This is a genomic window from Nonomuraea endophytica, from assembly GCF_014203235.1.
In the GTDB taxonomy this organism is placed as follows: domain Bacteria; phylum Actinomycetota; class Actinomycetes; order Streptosporangiales; family Streptosporangiaceae; genus Nonomuraea; species Nonomuraea endophytica.
The window spans coordinates 1306734-1324627 of record NZ_JACHIN010000001.1 but is presented as its reverse complement, the minus strand read 5'-3'; the positions used below and the strand labels follow the sequence as shown (position 1 = coordinate 1324627).

Below are 17894 nucleotides of genomic sequence, written 5' to 3'. Positions count from 1 at the left end.
TCGGGCGGACGCAAACTCAGGCACAGAAACCGCGACCATGGAGGAACCAATGGCGCTTCAGTTCCTTGGCCAGGACCCCCTAAGCCCGAACGGCGGCTCGCCTACGTTCTGGCTCGACACTGAGACCGGTGACATTCTCGCTCAGGGATACACGAGCATCGCCCACGCCACCCTCGCGGAGATCGGCAGCATCCCGGAAGGCGAGGCCATCATCCGATTCCCCCAGCGAATGATCCAGTTCCTCCCGGCGGTGCCCGAGTGATCCAGGCCGTCAGCCCGGCGTCACAGATCGACCGCGCGCTCCGCCAGTGCCGTGAGTCTGCGCTGCACCTGGAGATGCGCGACGGCTACATGCTGGACGATCCCGACTATGACGCGTGGCAAACCGGGCACAGGTTCGATCCCGACGACCGCTCATCCTGGTGGAGGCCCTGGCTCCAGAACATCGTGGACGCCGTAGAACGCGGCGTCGCGGTGAGACGGGCGCGCATCGTCTCCGAGCCCATCAGTTCCTACATCCACTACGAGTACGACATCACGTTCCCCAACGTCCGTGTGGGCGAGGACGTGCGGTGGCTCCCTCGTCGGCACGCCACCGACCTGTTGCTGCCAGGCAACGACTTCTGGCTCTTCGATCATGAGACGCTGCTGGTCAACCACTTCAACGGCAACGGCGACTGGATCGACGTGGAGCCCGTCACCGACCAAGACGTGATCGACCGGTGTGCTTCGGCATTCGAGGCCGTCTGGCAACGCGCCATCCCACACGGCGACTACAAGCCCGCCGTCTGAACGCCCCACCGCTCGTGCCCTTCTCATCCTCCAGCGCCCAGCAAGCACTCGACGTTCTCGCCACCCGCCTCCGCCAGATCCGGCTTGATGCTCGACTGACGGGCCGGGATCTAGCGCGGTTGGCGGGCTGGCACTCCTCCAAGGTCAGCCGCATCGAACACGGCCATCGCCCACCCTCGGCTGAGGACATCACTACGTGGTGTCTGCACTGCAACGCCCCTGATCAGGCCGTCGATCTGGTCGCCTCTCTCCAGTCGATCCAGGGCATGTTCGTGGCATGGCGGGACATGGAGCGCACCGGGCTGAAGGTCGCACAGGAGGCCGTGGTGCCCCTGTGGGAACGGACTCGGCACTTCCGTATTTACTCCTCGCAACTCATCCCCGGGCCGTTGCAGACAGGGGCATACATCGCCGCTCTCCTGACTGCGCTCATGCGTCGGCGCGGTATCCCGGACGACATCGAGGAGGCCGTACGAGTCCGTCTGGAAAAACAGCGGATCATCGAGACGGGTGACCACCGGTTCGCGGTGGTGCTGGAGGAGAGCGTCCTCCGTCACCCGATCGGCGGAGCTGAGGTCATGGTCGGACAACTCGGCAACCTGCTCACGATGAGCACTCTGCCGTCGATCTCTCTGGGCATCATCCCGCTGGGCGCAGACCGTACCTCTATGTGGCCTCCCGAGGGCTTCTTCATGTTCGACACCGCCGAAGTGACGGTTGAGCTCGTATCAGGCCACCTGACGATCACGCAGCCGCACGAGATCGCTATGTACGCGATGACGTTCGCCGAACTGGCCGAGCTTTCGGTGTACGGCAAAGCCGCCCGCGCTCTGATCACGGCCGCGATCCAGTCACTGGACGAGGACGGGCCAGGGCACAACCAGGGCACATGAGGTCGAGATCACGGGGGAATCGGTGAGACCTAGCGAGACAACAAATACCAGGTCAGGGCCAAGACCAGAAGATCGTTCCTGGTCTCAGCCCCCGCCCTTGCTGAAATGCTGGTAGTCCTTGGTGCCCGACCAGTAGCCGCCCCACTCCCATCCGACGGCGGCGAAAGCCTTCACCACCTTGTCACGGGGATTTATGGCGCCTTTACCATCCATTGGCCGCTCGGTGAATTTCTTCGCGTTTAGGTGGGCTGTGCCGCCGTCTGCGGTGACGTATGGGTTTTCGCGGGGATTGATGTCGATTGCCTGGCCGTAGGCGTGCTTCGACCAGTTGCTCGACCCGGTGGCAGGACGGCAGTTGAAGGCCGAGGTGTTGTCGGCGTCGATCGAGTCGTAGTCGTCGCCCTTGTAGGCGTCGACCAGCTCCATCTTCTTGATCGGCCAGCGCTGGGCGTACAACTTCTCGAAGACCGTGACGATGTCGTCGGTGACGTTCGCGCGCACGATCAGCTCGCCGGTGTGCGCCTTGTCGTCGAAGCCCCAGTAGGTCATCGTGATCAGCCGCAGGTCGCCGAGCGGCACCGGGCAGCCGGGCCGCCACGAGTACGGGACCTGGTCGCGCGAGACCTTGGAGACCTTGGCGGTGAACTCCGGCGGGCCGGGCGGCGTGCTGGGGATCTCCGTCGGTGGTGCGGTCGTAGGCGGAGTCGGAACCTGCGCGGCAGAGGCGACCGGTTTCTGCTGCCCGGCGCACGCTGCCGCCGCAAGCACCATGACCAGGGCTGATACACGCTTCATCCAGCCACGATACGTGCTTTCCGCTAAGGCACGATGAGGACGGTACGCCGCGAGCGCCTGGCGAGTCCCACCGAGACCGAGCCGGTGAAGCCACGCCAGACCGAGCGGGAGCGGCCGACCACGATCGCGTCGGCCATGCTCGCGTCGGCCAGCGACTCCAGCGCGCGGGTGGCGTCGCCGCGCATGGCGATGAACTGCCAGGGCACGCCGACGCCGCGCATCTCGTCCCGCAGATCCTCGGCCAGGTCGCCGGCCGGATCGGGGACGATCGGCGAACCGGCGAAGAACCAGAGCGTGGCGCTGTTCAGCGACTCCACGAACGCCACCAGCAGTCCGGCGTTGTCCCGGCGGGCGAGCCCGGCCGCGTACGCGAGCGCGTTGCGGCTCGGGCCCGAGCCGTCGTAGCCGACCACGATCAGGCCGGCGCCGTCCTTGCCGATCTCGAACCCGGGGTCGGCCAGCGGCTCCCCTTGGGGAAACACGGCACGTCCCTGGTCAGCGCTTCTCGGCCACGTGGCGGCCGCGGCGGGCCAGGTCGCGCAGGGCGTCGGCCGCGTAGGCCACCAGCGCGGCGAACGACAGGCCGGCCAGGATGCCGCCGAGCCACAGGTCGTTGACGGTCGCGTCGGTGTACGCGGCGCCGCGCGGCTGGTAGCCGACCGCGAACGGGGCCGCGACCAGCCAGAGGCCGCCGAGGAACAACAACACCAGGGCGCTCACGCCCAGCTTCGCCTTCATCGCTTCTCCTCCACCAGGGAGCCGTTCTGCCGGGTCCTCATGTCCTCGCGCAGCGCCTCGACCAGCGGGGCCAGCATGGTGGCCAGTTCCGCTGAGGAGGCGCCGGCCGGGGCCGCGGGGGCGGGCTCGGGTTCGGCGGGGCGCTGCCGTACCGTCACCAGACCGCGCGCGACGAGCTCTTCATAGATCGCGGCGATGAACGCGCCCGCGCCGGCCAGCGCGACGACGGCCAGGCCGAGACCGGTGAAGAACTCAGAGTTGGTGGTGTTCGTCCAGTCGGTGCCCTCGGGCTGGGTGCCCAGGGCGAACGGGGCGATCATCAGCCACAGCCCGGCGAGCAGCGCCAGGGCGGCCGTGACCGCGCCCACGAACTTGCGGATCATAGGGTGACTCTCTCTTTCTCGGGTGGCGCCGCCTGTGCGATGAGCGCCCGCGAGGTCGGGCGGAGCACGTCGTGGGCCACGGATCTGGCGCGCTCGCGTTCCGGGCGCTCGTCCGGCGGCGCCATCCTGGCGACGGCGCTCAGCAGGGCGGAGGGGTGGCCGTTGGTGTTCTCGACGCGCTGGGCGATGAGTTCGAGCAGCAGACCGGCCAGGACCATGTCGTCCTTGGTGAGCGTCTGGGGGGCGGCGACGGGCTGGTTGGTGCGCAGCGGGAGTTCCTTGAGGAACAGCGTGGCCACGAAGCCGAGCACCGCGATCGGCACGCCGACCAGGAACACGGTCTCCAGGCCGCGCGTGAACGACTCCAGCACGATGCCCTTGACCGGCTCGGCCAGGTGCTGGATGGCCTCGGGACTGCCCAGCTTCGGCGTGCCTCCGGCGGGCAGGTTGATCCCGGCCGCCTGAAGCATCCGCGCCATCTCGTCCTTGAGGCGGTTGGTGAGGATCGCGCCGAACGCGGCCACGCCCACAGCGCCGCCGAGCGAGCGGAAGAAGGAGACGCCCGAGGTGGTCGAGGCCATGTCGCGCGGCTCGGAGGCGTTCTGCGCGGCGAGGATGAGCATCTGCATGGACAGGCCCAGGCCGATGCCCAGCACCGCCACGTCGAAGCCGATCAGCCACTCGCTGGAGTCGACGTGCAGCCGGGACAGCAGGAAGAGCCCGATCGCCACGATCAGCAGTCCGGCGACCGGGAAGATCTTCCACTTGCCGGTCTTGGTGACGATCTTCCCGGAGATCACGCCGGACAGGAACAGCGCGACCACCATGGGCAGCGTCATCAGCCCCGAGTTGGTCGGGCTGAGCCCCTTCACGATCTGCAGATACTGCGGCAGGTAGATCATCGCCCCGAACATCGCCATGCCGACCAGCAGCGAGGCGATGCTGGTGAGGACGAACGTGGGGTTGCGGAAGAGCCGCGGCGGCAGGATCGGGTCGCGCGACTTCTGCTCGGCCAGTACGGCCAGCGCCAGCATCAGCAGGCTGATCGCGGCCAAGGCGTAGGTCCAGAAGGAGTTCCACTCGAACTCCTGGCCGCCCAGCGTCAGCAGCAGCATGAGCGCGCTCGCGCTCGCGGTGATCGTGAAGGCGCCCCAGATGTCCACGGTCGTGTCGCGCCGGACATGCTCGATCTTCAGGAACTTCTGGATCACGAAGAACGCGACGGCGGCGAACGGCACCACGACGTAGAAGCACCAGCGCCAGCCGAGCCAGTCGGTGTCGACGATGAAGCCGCCGAGCAGCGGCCCGGCCACCGTGGACAGCCCGAAGACCGCCCCCATGTAGCCGGAGTAGCGCCCGCGCTCGCGCGGGGAGACGATGTCGCCGAGGATCACCTGCGACAGCGCCGACAGACCACCCACACCGAGCCCCTGTACGGCTCGCGCCGCGATGAGCTGGCCCATGTCCTGGGAGAGCCCGGCGGCCAGCGACGCGGCGACGAACAACGCCAGCGACGTCTGGAAGAGCAGCTTCCTGCCGAACAGGTCGGACAGCTTGCCCCAGAGCGGGGTCGAGACCGTCATCGTGAGCATGGTGGCCGAGGCCACCCACGAGTACTGATCCTGGCCGCCGAGCTCGCCGACGATCGTCGGCAGGGCGGTGCCCACGACGGAGGTCGAGATCATCGAGGTGAGCATCGCGAGCATGAGCCCGGCCATCACCTCGAGGATCTCGCGATGCGAATACTGCCGCCGTTCGGCCTGGGCTACCAAGCGCCCCACCCCCTTCAACGTGTGAACACCAGGCGAGTATACGCTCGTTTACTAGCCGCGCGGCAAGTGGCCCTTCCGCGGGTAGAGTTCGGTCATGAACGCCGAGGCGGCCACCGAGGCCAAGCCGCGTGATCGCGAGGCCACCCGGCAGCGCCTCCTGCGCGCCGCGCGCTCACTGTTCGCCGAGCACGGCTACGAGCAGGTGACCGTCCGCATGATCGCGGCGGCGGCCGACGCCAACATCGCGCTGGTGGGGCGCTACTTCGGCTCCAAGGCGGGCCTGTTCGGCGAGGTGCTGGCCGGCGAGCCCACCGTCGCCCGGGTCATCGAAGGCGACCCGGAAGGCCTGGCCAGACGGCTGGGGGAGTATGCGGCCGAACGGATGTACTCCGACCCGGAAAGCCCGATCCTGCGCTCCCTCGAACGCTCGGCCGGAGACCCGGAGATCCAGGAGCTCGTCCGCGAACGGCTCCGCAACGCCATCATCGCCCCGATGACCGCCGGGCTCGACGGGCCGGACGCGCAGGCGCGGGCACGGCTGGCGACCGCGGTCTTCCTGGGCATCGGGACCATGCGGCGCCTGCTCGGGCCCGAGGTGCCCACCCCGGCCGACGTCGACCGGATCACCGCCGTCTTCGAGCTCTGTCTACGCCCGCACACGTGATCGTTACCTGGGTGAGGCGGTAGCCGTAACATCTGGGCCGCAGCATGTCCGGCATGCGAGACACGTCCATCGCGCACGAGCAGCTCACGAAGCAGTCGGCGCCCGCCTTCACGGACCTGGCCGACGACCTGGCCGGCGCGGTGCGGCGAGCCGAGGACATCCTGGGACGGCTGGGCTCCTGGCCCGTGGGCGAGGAGGCGGACGAGGCGTTCGTCGCCTGGTACGCCCCCAAGCGCCGGGAGATGCCGGAGATGATCGACGAGTTCGCCAAGGCCTACCGCGACCTCGCCGAGGGCCTGCTGCTGATGCGGCGCAACGTCGCCACCGTCGACTGGGGCATCGCCGACGACCTGCGCATCACCGACGTCCCGGTCTACCGATGGCCGTGAACGCGCTGCTGCTGGCCCTCATGGCCGGCGGCACGGGCTCACTGGTCGCCCTGCGCGTCTACGCGGGGGTGACCGCGCCGGAGATCCCGCCCGGCGAACTGCGCAAGGCCGCCAAGGCCTTCCGCGAGCTGGCCGACGACCTGGACAAGGGCGACGAGGCCATCGCCACCAGGGCGAACGCCGCCGCCTCCAAGGTCTGGCTCAACAACTCGGGCGAAGGCGTGGACGCCTTCTCGAAGCTCTACCTCACCAACCTCAGGTTCTTCCCCTACGCCTTCGCCAACGACTGCCGGGTGATCGCGGTGGGCTGCGAGGCGTACGCGCGCATGGTGGAGGACGTGCGCGAGCGGTTCGTCGCGCTGGAGAAGGCCATCATGCAGCTGCTGTGGCTGGTCGCCTTCCAACCCCTCACCACCGCCCTGTACGGCGTGGCCCAGGCGATGGCCGCCGCCCAGCTCGCCCGCCTGATCAAGCTGGCCCAGACGCTGAAGTCCGTCTTCCTCCTCAACGTGGCCAAGATTCTCCAGCTGACCTTCCCGAAGTACGTGCTGACCACCCTGAACTACGCCGTGGTGGACGGCGCCGCCTACGCCGCCGGCTCGATGGCCGCCGACGCCTCCGTGGACGTGGCCCACGGCAAGGACGTGGACCTGTCGGCCACCGAGTTCGGCAAGATCGTGACGGCCAACACCGGCTACATCCTGGGCTACGACGCCGCCAAGCTCGCCATGCCCGGCCCGGCGACGCGCGGTGGCGAGCTGGTCGCGCGGTTGTTCGGCTCCGGGTTCGGCTACACGCCGGTGAAGAGCGCGCTGGACGGCGATGGCACCATCCTGCCGACGGGCGACGAATGGATCAGCAAGCTGGAGGGCCACGGCATGCGAGCCCTCATCTTCCCGCCGGGCTGGAGGTACCGCTGACGGTTGACAGGTGATCGAACCAAACGCATGCTTGGGTGGCTGTGGCCCTTGGCGCGAGGCCGTACTCGTCTCCGTTGCGAAGGGTTTCGCCATGCCTGCACACCCCCACCCCACCCGCCGGACCGTCTTACGCGGCACCGCGGCCGGAGCCGGGCTGCTGATCCTCGGGGCCAACGCCGCCCACGCCGACGCCACCCAGGAGTTCGACGTCGTCGTGGTCGGAGCGGGAGCCGCCGGGATGACGGCCGCGCTCACGGCCGCCAAGCGCGGGCTGAGCACGCTCGTCGTGGAGAAGGCAGCGACGTTCGGCGGCTCGGCGGCCAGGTCGGGGGCGGGGATCTGGGTTCCCAACAACGAGACGATCCTGGCGGCGGGCGTGCCGGACACCCCGGCCAAGGCGGCGGCGTACCTGGGAGCCGTGGTCGGGCCCAGCGGGGTGCCGGCGGACAAGCAGGCGGCGTTCCTCGCCAACGGGCCGGCGATGATCTCCTTCGTCACCCGCAACAGCCCGCTGCGCTTCCGCTGGATGGAGGGCTACTCCGACTACTACCCCGAACTCCCCGGCGGCCTGCCCAACGGACGCTCCATCGAGCCCGACATGTTCGACGGCAACCTCCTCGGCGCCGAACTGGCCAACCTGAACCCCGCCTACATCCCCGTCCCCGCCGGCGAGGTCATCTTCAGCGCCGACTACAAGTGGCTCAACCTCGCCCTCGTCAACGCTCGCGGCGCCGCCGTGGCCCTGGAAGGCGCGGCCCGCTGGCTGGCCGCCAAGGCCCGCGGCATCGAGCCCCTGACGATGGGACAGTCGCTGGCCGGCGCCCTCCGCGTCGGCCTGGCCCAGGCCGGAGTCCCCGTCTGGCTCAACACGCCCCTGATCGACCTGCGCGTGGAGAACGGCCGCGTGACCGGCGTCCTCGTCACCCGCGACGGCACCCAGACGCTGGCACGCGCCCGGCGCGCGGTCATCCTGGCCTCCGGCGGCTTCGAGCACAACGACGCCATGCGCGACCAATACCAGGAACAACCCGTCGGCACCGACTGGACCGTCGGCGCCGCCGCCAACACCGGCGACGGGCACCGGGCCGGGCTCCAGGTGGGCGCCGCCGTGGAGTTCATGGACGACGCCTGGTGGGGACCGTCCATCCCGCTGCCCGGCGAGCCGTACTTCTGCCTGGCCGAACGCACCCTGCCCGGCAGCCTGATCGTCAACCAGGCCGGGCGGCGGTTCGTCAACGAGGCGGCGCCGTACAGCGACGTCGTGCACGTCATGTACGAACGGGACGCGATCCCCGCATGGCTCGTGATCGACCAGAACTACCGCAACCGCTACCTCTTCAAGGACATCCCCCCGACACTGGACTTCCCCAGCGCTTGGTACAACGCGGGCGCGGTGGTGAAGTCATGGTCATGGAACGGCCTGGCCGCCAAGATGGGCGTCCCCGCCTCCGCCCTGAGCTCGACCCTGCTCCGCTTCAACGGCTTCGCATGGACCGGCCGGGACCTGGACTTCCGCCGCGGAGACAGCGTCTACGACCACTACTTCACCGACCCCGCCGTCATCCCCAACTCCTGCCTGGCCCCCCTGCTCCTCCCGCCCTTCTACGCCCTCAAAATCGTCCCCGGCGACCTGGGCACCAAGGGCGGCCTGAAGACCGACATCCACGCCCGAGTCCTGAACACCACCGGCGCCGTCATCCCCGGCCTGTACGCCGCGGGCAACGCCTCATCCCCGGTCATGGGCCGCAGCTACGCCGGCGCCGGCTCAACCCTGGGCCCCGCGATGACCTTCGGCTACATCGCCGCCCGCCACCTTTGACCTGGGAAGATCACACACATCTCGTCGTCCTCCTCGGAGCGGTAGACCTGCGCGGCCCTCAGGGCGACTCGGTTCGCTCTATCAAAAGGTCGTACTCCTGATCCCACTTGATCTGCTCGTCCTCTTGACCTGCCGGAACCACCGCATATGTCTCCGCGAGGAACACGCCGAGCGACTCGCGGAGAATCAGGAACGTCAGAGCTGAGTCCGCGGGCATCTCGATGAACAACAAATCAGGGTCGTCGGACGGGGCAACCCGGACATCCTTGGATTCAACCGACCGATTGAGCCCTTCCGACAATACGGATCTGGCGATATCAAGGTGCCCTGGGACGCCGGGAATCTCGATACGGATGAAGTGTGGATCCCGTGAGTGATACTGCAGAAATACGGTGAGGACGTCTTGGTGATTCGCTCCGCCGTACAGCTTGGCGTAGTGGACGATGCTGGGGGACATGTCAACTCCTAAGGATCGGTGATTGCTACCGGGGCGCTAATGACTAGAACGTCCAGCGGTTTCACTGCTCTGGTGCCCTTTTCGAAGCCCTGCTCGTACGCGTCCCGCAGGGCGTCAGGCTCTTCGGCATCTGCGGTAGTGCCGTACATCGTCGTGAGGTTGTCGAAGAAGGGGATAGAGATGTCGTCGACAAGCTCGCTGCGCGAGACGGGCTCCTTGGTCTCGCCGGAGATTGTCCGCAGATCCTCAATGGACGCGGTCTTTCTGGCCCACTTGATGCCTGGCCTCGAACCGGGATTGCATGATCTCGGCGACCGCGCTGATGTCCCCATGACCTTCTCCCGGAGCTGCGCTCGCTCTATGGCGACTTGGAATGCTGCCTGAGCTCCTTCTGAGATTGAGATCCCGTACGCCTTGATCTGCTCAGCCATGGCATCCGGGATGTAGAGCGAGGTGCGCATGTCCGGGCCGCGGATACTTCGACCAATCGCCTGCTCACTCCGGGCGGACCGTCTGGAGCCAGACGCGAGGGCCGCCTCCGTTGTCGATCGCCCAGAACATCCAGCCGTTGCGGCTGTCGTTCACCTCCGGCTGGTAGTGCCTGACGACGGCCCGGGCCGCCCCGGTGGGGGACTTGTAGGACTTCCCTTCGAGGGGACCGTCGACGATCTCGACACGGGCAGGGGCAATGAACCGTGCACGAGTTCGATGCCCTGCGTAGTCGGCATAGATGCGGATGCCCTCTCCCTCTACCCGGGGGGATGCGGCATCCTCGCCCTCCGAAAAGTCGGTGATCAGGCGCCGCACGATCTCCCCTTCGGAGATGCCTGCCATGCGCGCGGCGAACGCCACCATTTCCTTGGTTTCCTGCGATACGTCGATGAAGGCCATCAGTGATCCCCTTTCCAAGTAGAGCATACAGAGGAAAGTGAGTGCTGTACACAGCATTCACAGCAAAACCAAGCATCCAGGCGGAGGACCTTCTGCGGGCGAGGTTGCGCGCTTCCACCTCGGTCGGCGTGCCCATGGCGTGATGCGGTTGGATGCACTGGTGCAGGTGCCGGTGGCGAGCGAAGAGCACTCGCATGTGATCTGGGCGTCAGTGGCGGCCAGTATGCGCCCTTTGTTCTTCCAGAAAGCCCACGTCAACCTACCTGCAGGCGTCCACGCCCACACTCCGTCCCTGGAACAATCCAAGGAGTGATCATGCGGTGCCTCGCCCCCCTTTGTGGCCTCGCCCTCGCCGCCGCGCTGGTCTCCGGCTGCGGTCAGATCGACACAACAACTGCGGTCCGGGCCGACCCCACCACGTCAGACAGCTTCACGCCCCTCGCTCCCACGCCGACGCCTGACTCGATTCCGCCCAAGCCCGAGGACTTCAGCCTTCGTGTGAAGACGCTCAAGAAGGAGTGCTTCGGCTCCGCCGGTTGCAACGTCACGTACTCGATCAGAGTGACGCTCCTCAACGAGATCGAATCCGAGGACACCGAGTACGAGGTGACCTACAAGGTGACCGGCGGCGAGGATCCGGTGATCAACACCTTCACGATCCAGGGCACGGAGGTCTCGTACGAGGAAGAGGAGTTTGTCGGGACCTCCAGCTCATCCTCGAAGCTCAAGGCCGAGGTCATCGAGGTCGAGGAGAGTTGAATTCGCAACTGTAGGCGCATTCGGCCATCCGTGACGTCTTCTCGGTAGCGGCAGCCACGGTCTCACCGTGACCCACCACAAAAGGATAAATAGCACCGTTGCCCGGACATTCGGCGCAATTTCCACTCTCCAAGATTTCACCTTTGACAGCCTTGACCTCCTCACCGCAACAAATGATTGTTGATGTGCGCATCTCGGAAATGAGTAGGCGCATACAGGGAGGTCAAGGCGGACCTTTGGGTGGGATGCGCAAACTCGGGCCACGCTCGAAGTGGGAGTGACTGAGAAATTTAGCCAAGAAACTCGGACAAGAAGGACATCACGGATGGCTCACGATAATTTCGGGACAGCAAGAAAGCGCTTCTTCGTCATCCTCGGCGTGCTGAGCCTCGCCATAAGCACAGTGAACGCCACCGCCGCGACCGCGAGCAGGGCCGACCCGGACCAGGCAGCCGTCAAACAGGCCGGCCAGACCGCGGCACAGCTCACCGCGTACTGGACCCCGGCCCGCATCAGAGGCGCGAAAGAGACCAAGCCCACGACCCGAGGCGCCGGCAACAGAAGCACCTCAGCACCGAAAACCAGCCTCCCGTCCCTCTCCTCCGCCGGCACGCGACCCGCCAGAGCCTCCAGGCCGGGCCCCCGCGACGTCCGCGCCGCCATCGTCAAGGCGCAGCGCTGGAACAGCCACGGCGTGATGCCGGCCACCACGATCGGCAAACTCTTCTACACCAACGACCAGGGCGCGGACCGCTACTGCTCCGCCTCCGTGATCAACGCCAACAACCGCAACACCATCTGGACCGCCGGCCACTGCGTCCACCGCGAAGGCGGCGGCGGCGCCCAGGGCTGGTTCACGAACTTCCTGTTCCGCCCCGACTTCGACGCCGGCAGCTCCCTGGGCGCCTGGGGCTGGCGCACCGCGTCCTCACCCCGAGGCTGGACCGAGAACGGCGACTGGGCCTACGACATCGGCGCCATAGCCCTGGCCCCGAACTCCCAGGGCAACGTCCAGGACATCACCGGATCCCAGGGATACCACTTCAACAGCGGTCGGCACGACTACCAGGTGCACGCCTTCGGCTACCCCGAGGACGCCGCACCGGAGGACCGCCCGGAAATGGACGGCCAGCGCCTCTGGTACTGCACCGGAGCCACCTGGAAGCCCGCAGGAGACAGCCGCATGGGCTTCCACTGCGACATGTTCCACGGGGCCAGCGGCGGACCCGTACTCTACGATCTCCAGTTCCCGCGCGGCTGGGGCTACATCATCAGCGCCAACAGCTGGCACTTCTTCGCCAACGACGAATGGCGAGACCCGTATCTGGGCGACGCCGCCGTCAACGTCTACAACACCGTCAAGGACCGCTAGCTCACCCTCCGGTGGCGTCGCGCTGCCGCTCTTCCGTCCAGTAGTCCAGCACCTGTCCGGGATCCCCGTCGTTCTCCAGTACGGCCGGCAAGACAGGAGACCTGGAGTCGGCCTGAGCGGCCAACACCACCCGATGCACCCCGAACCCGACCGCGACGGCCACCACGAACACCGCAACAGCCCTGACGGACACCTTCATCGACATAAGCGTCACTCCCCGCCTCAATCCTCCGACGCTGAGTGACCAATGGCAACCGCCCCTGCCGAACCGGTCTAACAAGACCCCAACCAACCACCGCCCCAAACGAGCTCAGCCAGCCACATGTGGGCCTGGCTGAGCTCACCAAGCCCGAGGCGAAACGCGCCGATCACCCACGCGAACCAGCGCTCTAGGCACGTCCGCGCAACGACCATCGAGCGCTGTATCCGCGTGGCGAGCCCCTGATGCGCGACACCGGCGAACGACCCGCGCCAGCCCTGTGAGGCGACAGTTGCAACGAGGTCTGCAACCACGACATCCAGGAAGATCAAAAAGGCCCTCCCTCGATGATCGGAGAAGGGCCTCTGTACTGCGGAGGCTCGGGGATTTGAAACCCTGGATGGGCGGTAAACCCAACCCGCATTAGCAGCTCGGGGCCTGCCTCGCGGGACCTGCGTCAGCTCGGCAAATGCTGAATCCGCACCACATAGGACGCCTATGAACCGACCCGGATTGCAACTAGCGCTGCAACTGAAACACCTTGTTCCCCAGGCCGCCAGCGTCGTCGGCCTTTGAACTCCAGCGCGGACACACACGCTCCTCCCCCGCCTGATCATCCCGTCTGCCGTCGACCCGCCCAGACGAGTCCCGGTCTGCTCGGCTTGTCCCAGGTCGACGGCCGACGGGATGATCAGACTTCTTACTCCAGCCACTTACGAGCCCGAGGTCTGTGCGGCGATCGTCCTGGAGCCGGAACGCCTCCCGCCGGAGGCATGGTTGGTGTCCGTGGAGACGGGTACCGGTACCCATTCCACTGACCTGCATGGACTCTCCAGGACATGGCTTGCCAGGACTCTGCGCACTCGTCGCTCGGCTGAACTCACGGTGGACGGTCTCTGTCTGCGCTGTCCAGCAATATTCCGAACCTAGATTCGGCGCGCAGCCTGCAGATAGAGATCCAATTCGAACCAAGATCTTGTGGTCGAAACGAGCGCTTGATCCATTGGGTGGTCGGTAATGAAATTACATCTCTGTCATTCATGGCTCGGTCTAGGAGGACCCGGTTTGCTGAGATATAAGGAAGAGTGGATCACTAATCGGCTGATCGCGAACAGGGAGTGCACTGCAATTGAGTGCATAAAGAAGAACACTAAAAGGAATTCAGCCTTCTTCGTCCTAATAGTCGAAGCTCTCGCCATCGCCCTTGGTGTATATTTTGTTGGTCGGCGTGATTGGACGAGCGCTATCTGGTCCTTATCTACTGCAGTAGCAATTCCACTCTGGATCGCTGGATTCAAGGTCCGCACACGCTGCAGAGTTATCACCGCCAAAGGGCGTCGTTGCCCGAATCCCACAACGGGAGTTGTGTTCGGTTGCAGTCAGGCCAACCATACGTGGGCCAAGCTTCTCGCCCGTTTCGGGTTAGATCGGAGGCCGACAGTTATGCATGCTGAGGATAGCGAACCACGCTCAACTGCTACTGCTAGCCCTGCGGGTGTGTTCGATGAATCGGCGCCGCCTATCCGAGTACAAGTGGAGAATGGTCGCAAAGATACGGTGCTGTTCTGGTTCGCGACTTGCGCCACCGTGTCTGGCTTTGTGTCTGCCACGGTCGACGTTACGGGACTATTGGCCAAATAGGAGTCACCAATGTGAAGCGGGAGCGTGATTAGTAGATCCTGGTGTGGATGTCGCTCTACATTAACTGCGGAGAGCCTCGCTAAATAGATGCTCTTCAATGCTTTGCAGGAGAGTAATTACCTCGACGGCCGACCTCGAAAAGGCTTCTCTTGCCTCAACTTCGTTCCTATCGCGCCATTTCTTCACCTTGTTTACGAGAGTCCTCTTTGCCTTCCGCTTCGCATCGTGAGACATTGAGAGCGCGGCAGTGGTCTCATCGGTAAATCTGGCCGGAAAGTAGTATTCGAAGTCGGTAGCCTTGAAGGTTTGAAAGTGTTTCTCCGGCCACTTTGCACCGTAAGTTTCACAGAGCTGTTCAACGAGAACCCGTGAAGGCAGAGCTGGCCAAAGTCCGCTCTACCTACATGAGGAGGCATAGCTGGTGCGGGTCACCTTCGCCACCGAAGCCGCTCCCGGTCGTTCGAACGAGGACTTCGTCGCTGCGACGCCCGAAGCTGTCGTGCTGCTCGACGGCGCCGGCACACCAGCGGGCTCTGACTCAGGCTGTTCGCATGGAGCGGCCTGGTTCTCCCGGACACTCGGCTCCGCAGTGCTCGCCTCGATGACCCAATGCAAGGATGCCCTGGCAAGCCTGCTGGCCGAAGGGATCAAGTCGGTCGCCTCACTGCACGACGGCACCTGCGACCTGTCCCATCCCGGCTCACCGTCCGCGACCGTGGTCATGCTCCGGCGTACGGCTGACGCCGTGCAATGGCTGGTCCTGGCCGACTCCGTGCTCGTCCTGGACGCGGGGGAGCCCATGGTCATCTGCGACGACCGCGAAGCCCAGATCGGTGCCTCCCATCGGGCAGAGATGGACGCTCTACCATCTGGCACCCCGGAGCACACCCAAGCCCACCGCCACTACGTCGAGACCCTGCGCTCCTACCGCAACCGCGACGGAGGCTTCTGGGTGGCGGCCACCGACCCGCACGCGGCCGACCAAGCCCTCACCGGCAGCATGCCACTAGACAAGGTCCACGCGGCGGCGCTCCTCAGCGACGGCGCATCCCGGCCGGTCGACCGCTTCGCCATCACCACCTGGCCCCACACCCTCGACCTCCTCGCCGACCAAGGTCCCCAAGCCCTGCTCAGGCAGGTCCGAGACGCCGAACACTCCGACCCCGAAGGCAAACGCTGGCCGCGAGGCAAGGCATACGACGACGCCACGGCGGCGTACTGCCTCATATAGGAAATGGGTCCAAGATTCGTCACCCGGAGAGCCGGCCGACCTTGTCGGTGTGCCCCCCGCGTAGGAGCGGTGGGCGCAAGCGACACAATGAAAACGCGCGGAGCACCTTTGACCAGGGCGGGATCCAACTGCCCAACCACTTGGCCGGGCAACGGGCGGTCCAGAAAAAGGGCGTCCGACCGAAAGGAGGCCCTTTCGACTGGAGAGACAGCCATGCCCCCCACGCGCGAAGCGCGCATGAGGGGCAAGACCATGCCGTGCGGAGGCTCGGGGATTTGAACCCCGGATGGGCGGTAAACCCAAACCGCATTAGCAGTGCGGCGCCATAGACCTGACTAGGCGAAGCCTCCCGGTAGCCACGTGGCTTCCGACAGCGTACCGGCCTTCTGCCGAGGCAGCAAAGCGGTTACGCGACGCATGTTGTCCACCGCCTGTGGATAACCCTGTCCACACCTGTGGACAGGGTCGCGAGGGGCGTCGGCTCAGGCAGGATTGGCCTCGCCCTCGATCTCGATCTTGACCTTCTTGCCCACCAGTACGCCGCCGGTCTCCAGGGCCTGGTTCCAGGTCAGGCCGAAGGTCTCGCGGTCGAACTCGGCGCTGATGCTGAAGGCCCACACCTGCTGGCCCCACGGGTTGGTGCCGGCGCCGTTGTACTCGACCTTGAGCTCGATCTCCTTGGTCACGTCGCGGATCTTCAGGTCGCCGACGACGGTGAACTCCTCGCCGGAGTGCCCGGTCACGCGCGTGGTCCGGAAGGTGAGCTCGGGGAACTTCTCGGCCGCGAGGAAGTCCTCGCTGCGCAGGTGGCCGTCGCGGTCGGGCTGGCCGGTGCTGATGCTGGCGGCCTTGATGGTGATCTCGGCCGAGGATTCGAGCGGGTTCTCCGCGATCGTGACCGAGCCGTCGAAGTCGGTGAACTGGCCGCGTACCTTGCTGACCATCATGTGCTTGGCCGTGAAGCCGACGTTGGTGTGGGCGACGTCGAGCTTGTAGGTGCCGGCGGCGGGGATGTCGAGGCCGTCCCAGGTACGAGTGCTCATTGGGGTCTCCTTGAGATCAAGTCAGTGCGGATGCTTGCGCCAACAAATGTCTACACGAGGAATATTCCTCGCGTCAACTATCGTCAGATACAGTATGAGCGTGAGCCCCTTTGATGACCCCCGCCTTACCGCCATGGGCCTGATCGCCGAGGTCCATGCCGGCCTGTCCGCACGGATGAACCCGGTCTTCCAGGCGGCCGGGCTGTCCTGGATCGACTTCGAGACGCTGATAAGGCTGTCGCGATCGCCCGAGCAGCGCCTGCGTATGACCGATCTGGCGACACAGACCGGTCTGTCCACGAGTGGGGTCACCCGCGTGGTCGACCGGCTGGAGCGTGAGAGCCTGGTCGCGCGGATGGCCTGCCCGACCGACCGCCGCGCCTCCTACGCGGTGCTGACCGACGCGGGCCGTGAGCGGCTGAGCGACGTGCTGCCGCGGCACCTGGCCGACATCGACGACTGCTACACCACCCTTCTCGACGACGACGAGCGCGCGACCTTCCTGTCCGCCCTGCGCAAAATGCGCGATGTCGTACGGCCCGGCGCTACGGCTGGGGCGGCGGCTGAGCGGGAATGCACAACTCCAGCCTGAGCTTGGCCATCGCCCGGGAGACGGTGCTCTTGACCGTCCCCACGCTGATCCCGAGCGCCCTGGCGATGTCGGGCTCGCTCATGTCCTCGTAGTACCGCAGCACGATCGCCTCCCGCATCCGCGCGGGCAACTGGTCAAGCGCCTGTTCGAGCCGCACGTGGACCTCGCCGCAGGACTCGGCCTCGGAGAAGGTCTCCGGCAGTTCGTCGGAGGGGTACTCCTCGAGCTTCCGCCGCCGCCACTGGGAGATGTTGATGTTGACCATGGCCCGCCGTACGTAACCGTCGAGGGAAGCACGGTCCTGGATCCGGTCCCACGCCAGGTACGTCTTGGCCAGCGCGCTCTGCAGCAGATCCTCGGCGTCACAGGCGTGCCCGGTGAGCTGGTGGGCGGTGCGCAGGAGGGCGGGACCGCGAGACGTCACGTACTCGCGGAACTCCTCTTCCCGGCTGGCAGTCTGCATCGTGGCCAGAATCGCAGGGTGCGGGCCTGTTCGGGCTGAACCGGAATTCAGGATTCGGTCTACCAAACATAAAGGTCGGGA

The 17894-nt window shown here is 65.9% G+C and carries 22 protein-coding genes and 1 tRNA gene; 11 read left to right on the top strand and 12 right to left on the bottom strand.

Annotation, left to right across the window (positions count from 1 at the left end):
* Positions 1 to 49 precede the first annotated feature (49 nt).
* From HNR40_RS06360 to HNR40_RS06350, 3 genes are read left to right on the top strand one after another with little or no spacing between them, the layout of a single operon-like run.
* Positions 50 to 262: a hypothetical protein gene (locus tag HNR40_RS06360; protein WP_184958977.1), complete on the top strand. Its 213-nt coding sequence runs from the start codon at positions 50 to 52 to the stop codon at positions 260 to 262.
* Positions 259 to 792: a DUF6879 family protein gene (locus tag HNR40_RS06355; protein ID WP_312896202.1), complete on the top strand. Its 534-nt coding sequence runs from the start codon at positions 259 to 261 to the stop codon at positions 790 to 792. Before HNR40_RS06360 ends, HNR40_RS06355 begins: the two co-directional genes overlap by 4 nt.
* Positions 793 to 806: 14 nt before the next feature.
* Entirely contained in the window at positions 807 to 1685 is an 879-nt protein-coding gene (locus HNR40_RS06350) for a helix-turn-helix domain-containing protein (protein ID WP_184958976.1), read from the top strand.
* An 84-nt stretch (positions 1686 to 1769) separates the two neighbouring features.
* Here HNR40_RS06350 and HNR40_RS06345 read toward each other — a convergent pair whose 3' ends face one another.
* Genes HNR40_RS06345 through HNR40_RS06325 form a run of 5 tightly spaced genes read right to left on the bottom strand, consistent with a single transcriptional unit; the run spans position 1770 to position 5382 of the window.
* The gene (locus HNR40_RS06345) at positions 1770 to 2480 is read right to left on the bottom strand and encodes a M15 family metallopeptidase (protein ID WP_184958975.1); all 711 of its coding nucleotides are present in this window, start codon (positions 2478 to 2480) and stop codon (positions 1770 to 1772) included.
* A 23-nt stretch (positions 2481 to 2503) separates the two neighbouring features.
* Positions 2504 to 2962 carry a universal stress protein gene (locus tag HNR40_RS06340; protein WP_184958974.1) on the bottom strand — a complete coding sequence of 153 codons (459 nt, stop codon included), beginning with the start codon at positions 2960 to 2962 and terminating at the stop codon, positions 2504 to 2506.
* Positions 2963 to 2975: 13 nt separating this feature from the next.
* Positions 2976 to 3218 carry a hypothetical protein gene (locus HNR40_RS06335; RefSeq protein WP_184958973.1) on the bottom strand — a complete coding sequence of 81 codons (243 nt, stop codon included), beginning with the start codon at positions 3216 to 3218 and terminating at the stop codon, positions 2976 to 2978.
* A complete protein-coding gene (locus tag HNR40_RS06330) occupies positions 3215 to 3601 on the bottom strand; it encodes a hypothetical protein (protein WP_184958972.1) in 387 nt (128 codons plus the stop codon). The genes HNR40_RS06335 and HNR40_RS06330 overlap by 4 nt, the downstream gene beginning before the upstream one ends.
* A complete protein-coding gene (locus tag HNR40_RS06325; protein ID WP_312896201.1) occupies positions 3598 to 5382 on the bottom strand; it encodes an MDR family MFS transporter in 1785 nt (594 codons plus the stop codon). Before HNR40_RS06325 ends, HNR40_RS06330 begins: the two co-directional genes overlap by 4 nt.
* Positions 5383 to 5467: 85 nt before the next feature.
* On the opposite strand from HNR40_RS06325, the gene HNR40_RS06320 reads away from it, so the two are divergent.
* The 4 genes from HNR40_RS06320 to kstD all read left to right on the top strand — a co-directional run bounded on the left by HNR40_RS06320 (position 5468) and on the right by kstD (position 9165).
* Positions 5468 to 6037 (top strand): TetR/AcrR family transcriptional regulator, encoded by a 570-nt coding sequence (locus HNR40_RS06320; protein ID WP_184958971.1) that lies wholly within the window; start codon positions 5468 to 5470, stop codon positions 6035 to 6037.
* A 53-nt stretch (positions 6038 to 6090) separates the two neighbouring features.
* Positions 6091 to 6426, top strand: a complete 336-nt coding sequence (locus HNR40_RS06315) for a hypothetical protein (RefSeq protein ID WP_184958970.1) — start codon at positions 6091 to 6093, stop codon at positions 6424 to 6426.
* Positions 6417 to 7346: a WXG100-like domain-containing protein gene (locus HNR40_RS06310; protein ID WP_184958969.1), complete on the top strand. Its 930-nt coding sequence runs from the start codon at positions 6417 to 6419 to the stop codon at positions 7344 to 7346. The genes HNR40_RS06315 and HNR40_RS06310 overlap by 10 nt, the downstream gene beginning before the upstream one ends.
* Before the next feature lie 91 nt (positions 7347 to 7437).
* On the top strand, positions 7438 to 9165 hold the full coding sequence (kstD, locus tag HNR40_RS06305; RefSeq protein WP_184958968.1) for a 3-oxosteroid 1-dehydrogenase: 1728 nt from the start codon (positions 7438 to 7440) through the stop codon (positions 9163 to 9165).
* Between the two features lie 58 nt (positions 9166 to 9223).
* Here kstD and HNR40_RS06300 read toward each other — a convergent pair whose 3' ends face one another.
* From HNR40_RS06300 to HNR40_RS06290, 3 genes are all read right to left on the bottom strand, one after another.
* The gene (locus tag HNR40_RS06300; protein WP_184958967.1) at positions 9224 to 9622 is read right to left on the bottom strand and encodes an SsgA family sporulation/cell division regulator; all 399 of its coding nucleotides are present in this window, start codon (positions 9620 to 9622) and stop codon (positions 9224 to 9226) included.
* An 8-nt stretch (positions 9623 to 9630) separates the two neighbouring features.
* Positions 9631 to 10053 carry a hypothetical protein gene (locus tag HNR40_RS06295; protein ID WP_184958966.1) on the bottom strand — a complete coding sequence of 141 codons (423 nt, stop codon included), beginning with the start codon at positions 10051 to 10053 and terminating at the stop codon, positions 9631 to 9633.
* 64 nt (positions 10054 to 10117) lie between these two features.
* Positions 10118 to 10513 (bottom strand): hypothetical protein, encoded by a 396-nt coding sequence (locus HNR40_RS06290; protein WP_184958965.1) that lies wholly within the window; start codon positions 10511 to 10513, stop codon positions 10118 to 10120.
* A gap of 315 nt (positions 10514 to 10828) precedes the next feature.
* On the opposite strand from HNR40_RS06290, the gene HNR40_RS06285 reads away from it, so the two are divergent.
* Together HNR40_RS06285 and HNR40_RS06280 are read left to right on the top strand one after the other, a co-directional pair.
* A complete protein-coding gene (locus tag HNR40_RS06285; protein WP_184958963.1) occupies positions 10829 to 11272 on the top strand; it encodes a hypothetical protein in 444 nt (147 codons plus the stop codon).
* Positions 11273 to 11597: 325 nt separating this feature from the next.
* The gene (locus HNR40_RS06280) at positions 11598 to 12644 is read left to right on the top strand and encodes a trypsin-like serine peptidase (protein WP_184958962.1); all 1047 of its coding nucleotides are present in this window, start codon (positions 11598 to 11600) and stop codon (positions 12642 to 12644) included.
* A gap of 1 nt (position 12645) precedes the next feature.
* Here the strand turns inward: HNR40_RS06280 and HNR40_RS06275 are convergent, their stop codons facing one another.
* Positions 12646 to 12843 (bottom strand): hypothetical protein, encoded by a 198-nt coding sequence (locus HNR40_RS06275; RefSeq protein ID WP_184958961.1) that lies wholly within the window; start codon positions 12841 to 12843, stop codon positions 12646 to 12648.
* A 2062-nt stretch (positions 12844 to 14905) separates the two neighbouring features.
* Between HNR40_RS06275 and HNR40_RS06270 the strand changes: the two genes are divergently transcribed.
* Positions 14906 to 15715: a protein phosphatase 2C domain-containing protein gene (locus HNR40_RS06270; protein WP_184958960.1), complete on the top strand. Its 810-nt coding sequence runs from the start codon at positions 14906 to 14908 to the stop codon at positions 15713 to 15715.
* Positions 15716 to 15975: 260 nt separating this feature from the next.
* Here HNR40_RS06270 and HNR40_RS06265 read toward each other — a convergent pair.
* Positions 15976 to 16065: transfer RNA gene (locus HNR40_RS06265), tRNA-Ser, on the bottom strand.
* Between the two features lie 132 nt (positions 16066 to 16197).
* Positions 16198 to 16758, bottom strand: a complete 561-nt coding sequence (locus HNR40_RS06260; RefSeq protein WP_184958959.1) for a YceI family protein — start codon at positions 16756 to 16758, stop codon at positions 16198 to 16200.
* Positions 16759 to 16852: 94 nt separating this feature from the next.
* Between HNR40_RS06260 and HNR40_RS06255 the strand changes: the two genes are divergently transcribed.
* Positions 16853 to 17350 carry a MarR family winged helix-turn-helix transcriptional regulator gene (locus HNR40_RS06255; protein ID WP_184958958.1) on the top strand — a complete coding sequence of 166 codons (498 nt, stop codon included), beginning with the start codon at positions 16853 to 16855 and terminating at the stop codon, positions 17348 to 17350.
* Here the strand turns inward: HNR40_RS06255 and HNR40_RS06250 are convergent.
* Positions 17304 to 17813 carry a SigE family RNA polymerase sigma factor gene (locus HNR40_RS06250; RefSeq protein WP_184958957.1) on the bottom strand — a complete coding sequence of 170 codons (510 nt, stop codon included), beginning with the start codon at positions 17811 to 17813 and terminating at the stop codon, positions 17304 to 17306. The genes HNR40_RS06255 and HNR40_RS06250 overlap by 47 nt on opposite strands.
* Between the last annotated feature and the right edge of the window lie 81 nt (positions 17814 to 17894).

What these genes read in the sequence shown, in the direction of transcription:
- HNR40_RS06360 (WP_184958977.1), top strand. Translation starts at nt 50, where the DNA reads ATGGCGCTTCAGTTCCTTGGCCAGGACCCCCTAAGCCCGAACGGCGGC.
- HNR40_RS06345 (WP_184958975.1), bottom strand. Translation starts at nt 2,480, where the DNA reads ATGAAGCGTGTATCAGCCCTGGTCATGGTGCTTGCGGCGGCAGCGTGC.
- HNR40_RS06335 (WP_184958973.1), bottom strand. Translation starts at nt 3,218, where the DNA reads ATGAAGGCGAAGCTGGGCGTGAGCGCCCTGGTGTTGTTGTTCCTCGGC.
- HNR40_RS06330 (WP_184958972.1), bottom strand. Translation starts at nt 3,601, where the DNA reads ATGATCCGCAAGTTCGTGGGCGCGGTCACGGCCGCCCTGGCGCTGCTC.
- HNR40_RS06320 (WP_184958971.1), top strand. Translation starts at nt 5,468, where the DNA reads ATGAACGCCGAGGCGGCCACCGAGGCCAAGCCGCGTGATCGCGAGGCC.
- HNR40_RS06315 (WP_184958970.1), top strand. Translation starts at nt 6,091, where the DNA reads ATGCGAGACACGTCCATCGCGCACGAGCAGCTCACGAAGCAGTCGGCG.
- HNR40_RS06310 (WP_184958969.1), top strand. Translation starts at nt 6,417, where the DNA reads ATGGCCGTGAACGCGCTGCTGCTGGCCCTCATGGCCGGCGGCACGGGC.
- kstD (WP_184958968.1), top strand. Translation starts at nt 7,438, where the DNA reads ATGCCTGCACACCCCCACCCCACCCGCCGGACCGTCTTACGCGGCACC.
- HNR40_RS06300 (WP_184958967.1), bottom strand. Translation starts at nt 9,622, where the DNA reads ATGTCCCCCAGCATCGTCCACTACGCCAAGCTGTACGGCGGAGCGAAT.
- HNR40_RS06295 (WP_184958966.1), bottom strand. Translation starts at nt 10,053, where the DNA reads ATGGCTGAGCAGATCAAGGCGTACGGGATCTCAATCTCAGAAGGAGCT.
- HNR40_RS06290 (WP_184958965.1), bottom strand. Translation starts at nt 10,513, where the DNA reads ATGGCCTTCATCGACGTATCGCAGGAAACCAAGGAAATGGTGGCGTTC.
- HNR40_RS06285 (WP_184958963.1), top strand. Translation starts at nt 10,829, where the DNA reads ATGCGGTGCCTCGCCCCCCTTTGTGGCCTCGCCCTCGCCGCCGCGCTG.
- HNR40_RS06280 (WP_184958962.1), top strand. Translation starts at nt 11,598, where the DNA reads ATGGCTCACGATAATTTCGGGACAGCAAGAAAGCGCTTCTTCGTCATC.
- HNR40_RS06275 (WP_184958961.1), bottom strand. Translation starts at nt 12,843, where the DNA reads ATGAAGGTGTCCGTCAGGGCTGTTGCGGTGTTCGTGGTGGCCGTCGCG.
- HNR40_RS06260 (WP_184958959.1), bottom strand. Translation starts at nt 16,758, where the DNA reads ATGAGCACTCGTACCTGGGACGGCCTCGACATCCCCGCCGCCGGCACC.
- HNR40_RS06255 (WP_184958958.1), top strand. Translation starts at nt 16,853, where the DNA reads ATGAGCGTGAGCCCCTTTGATGACCCCCGCCTTACCGCCATGGGCCTG.
- HNR40_RS06250 (WP_184958957.1), bottom strand. Translation starts at nt 17,813, where the DNA reads ATGCAGACTGCCAGCCGGGAAGAGGAGTTCCGCGAGTACGTGACGTCT.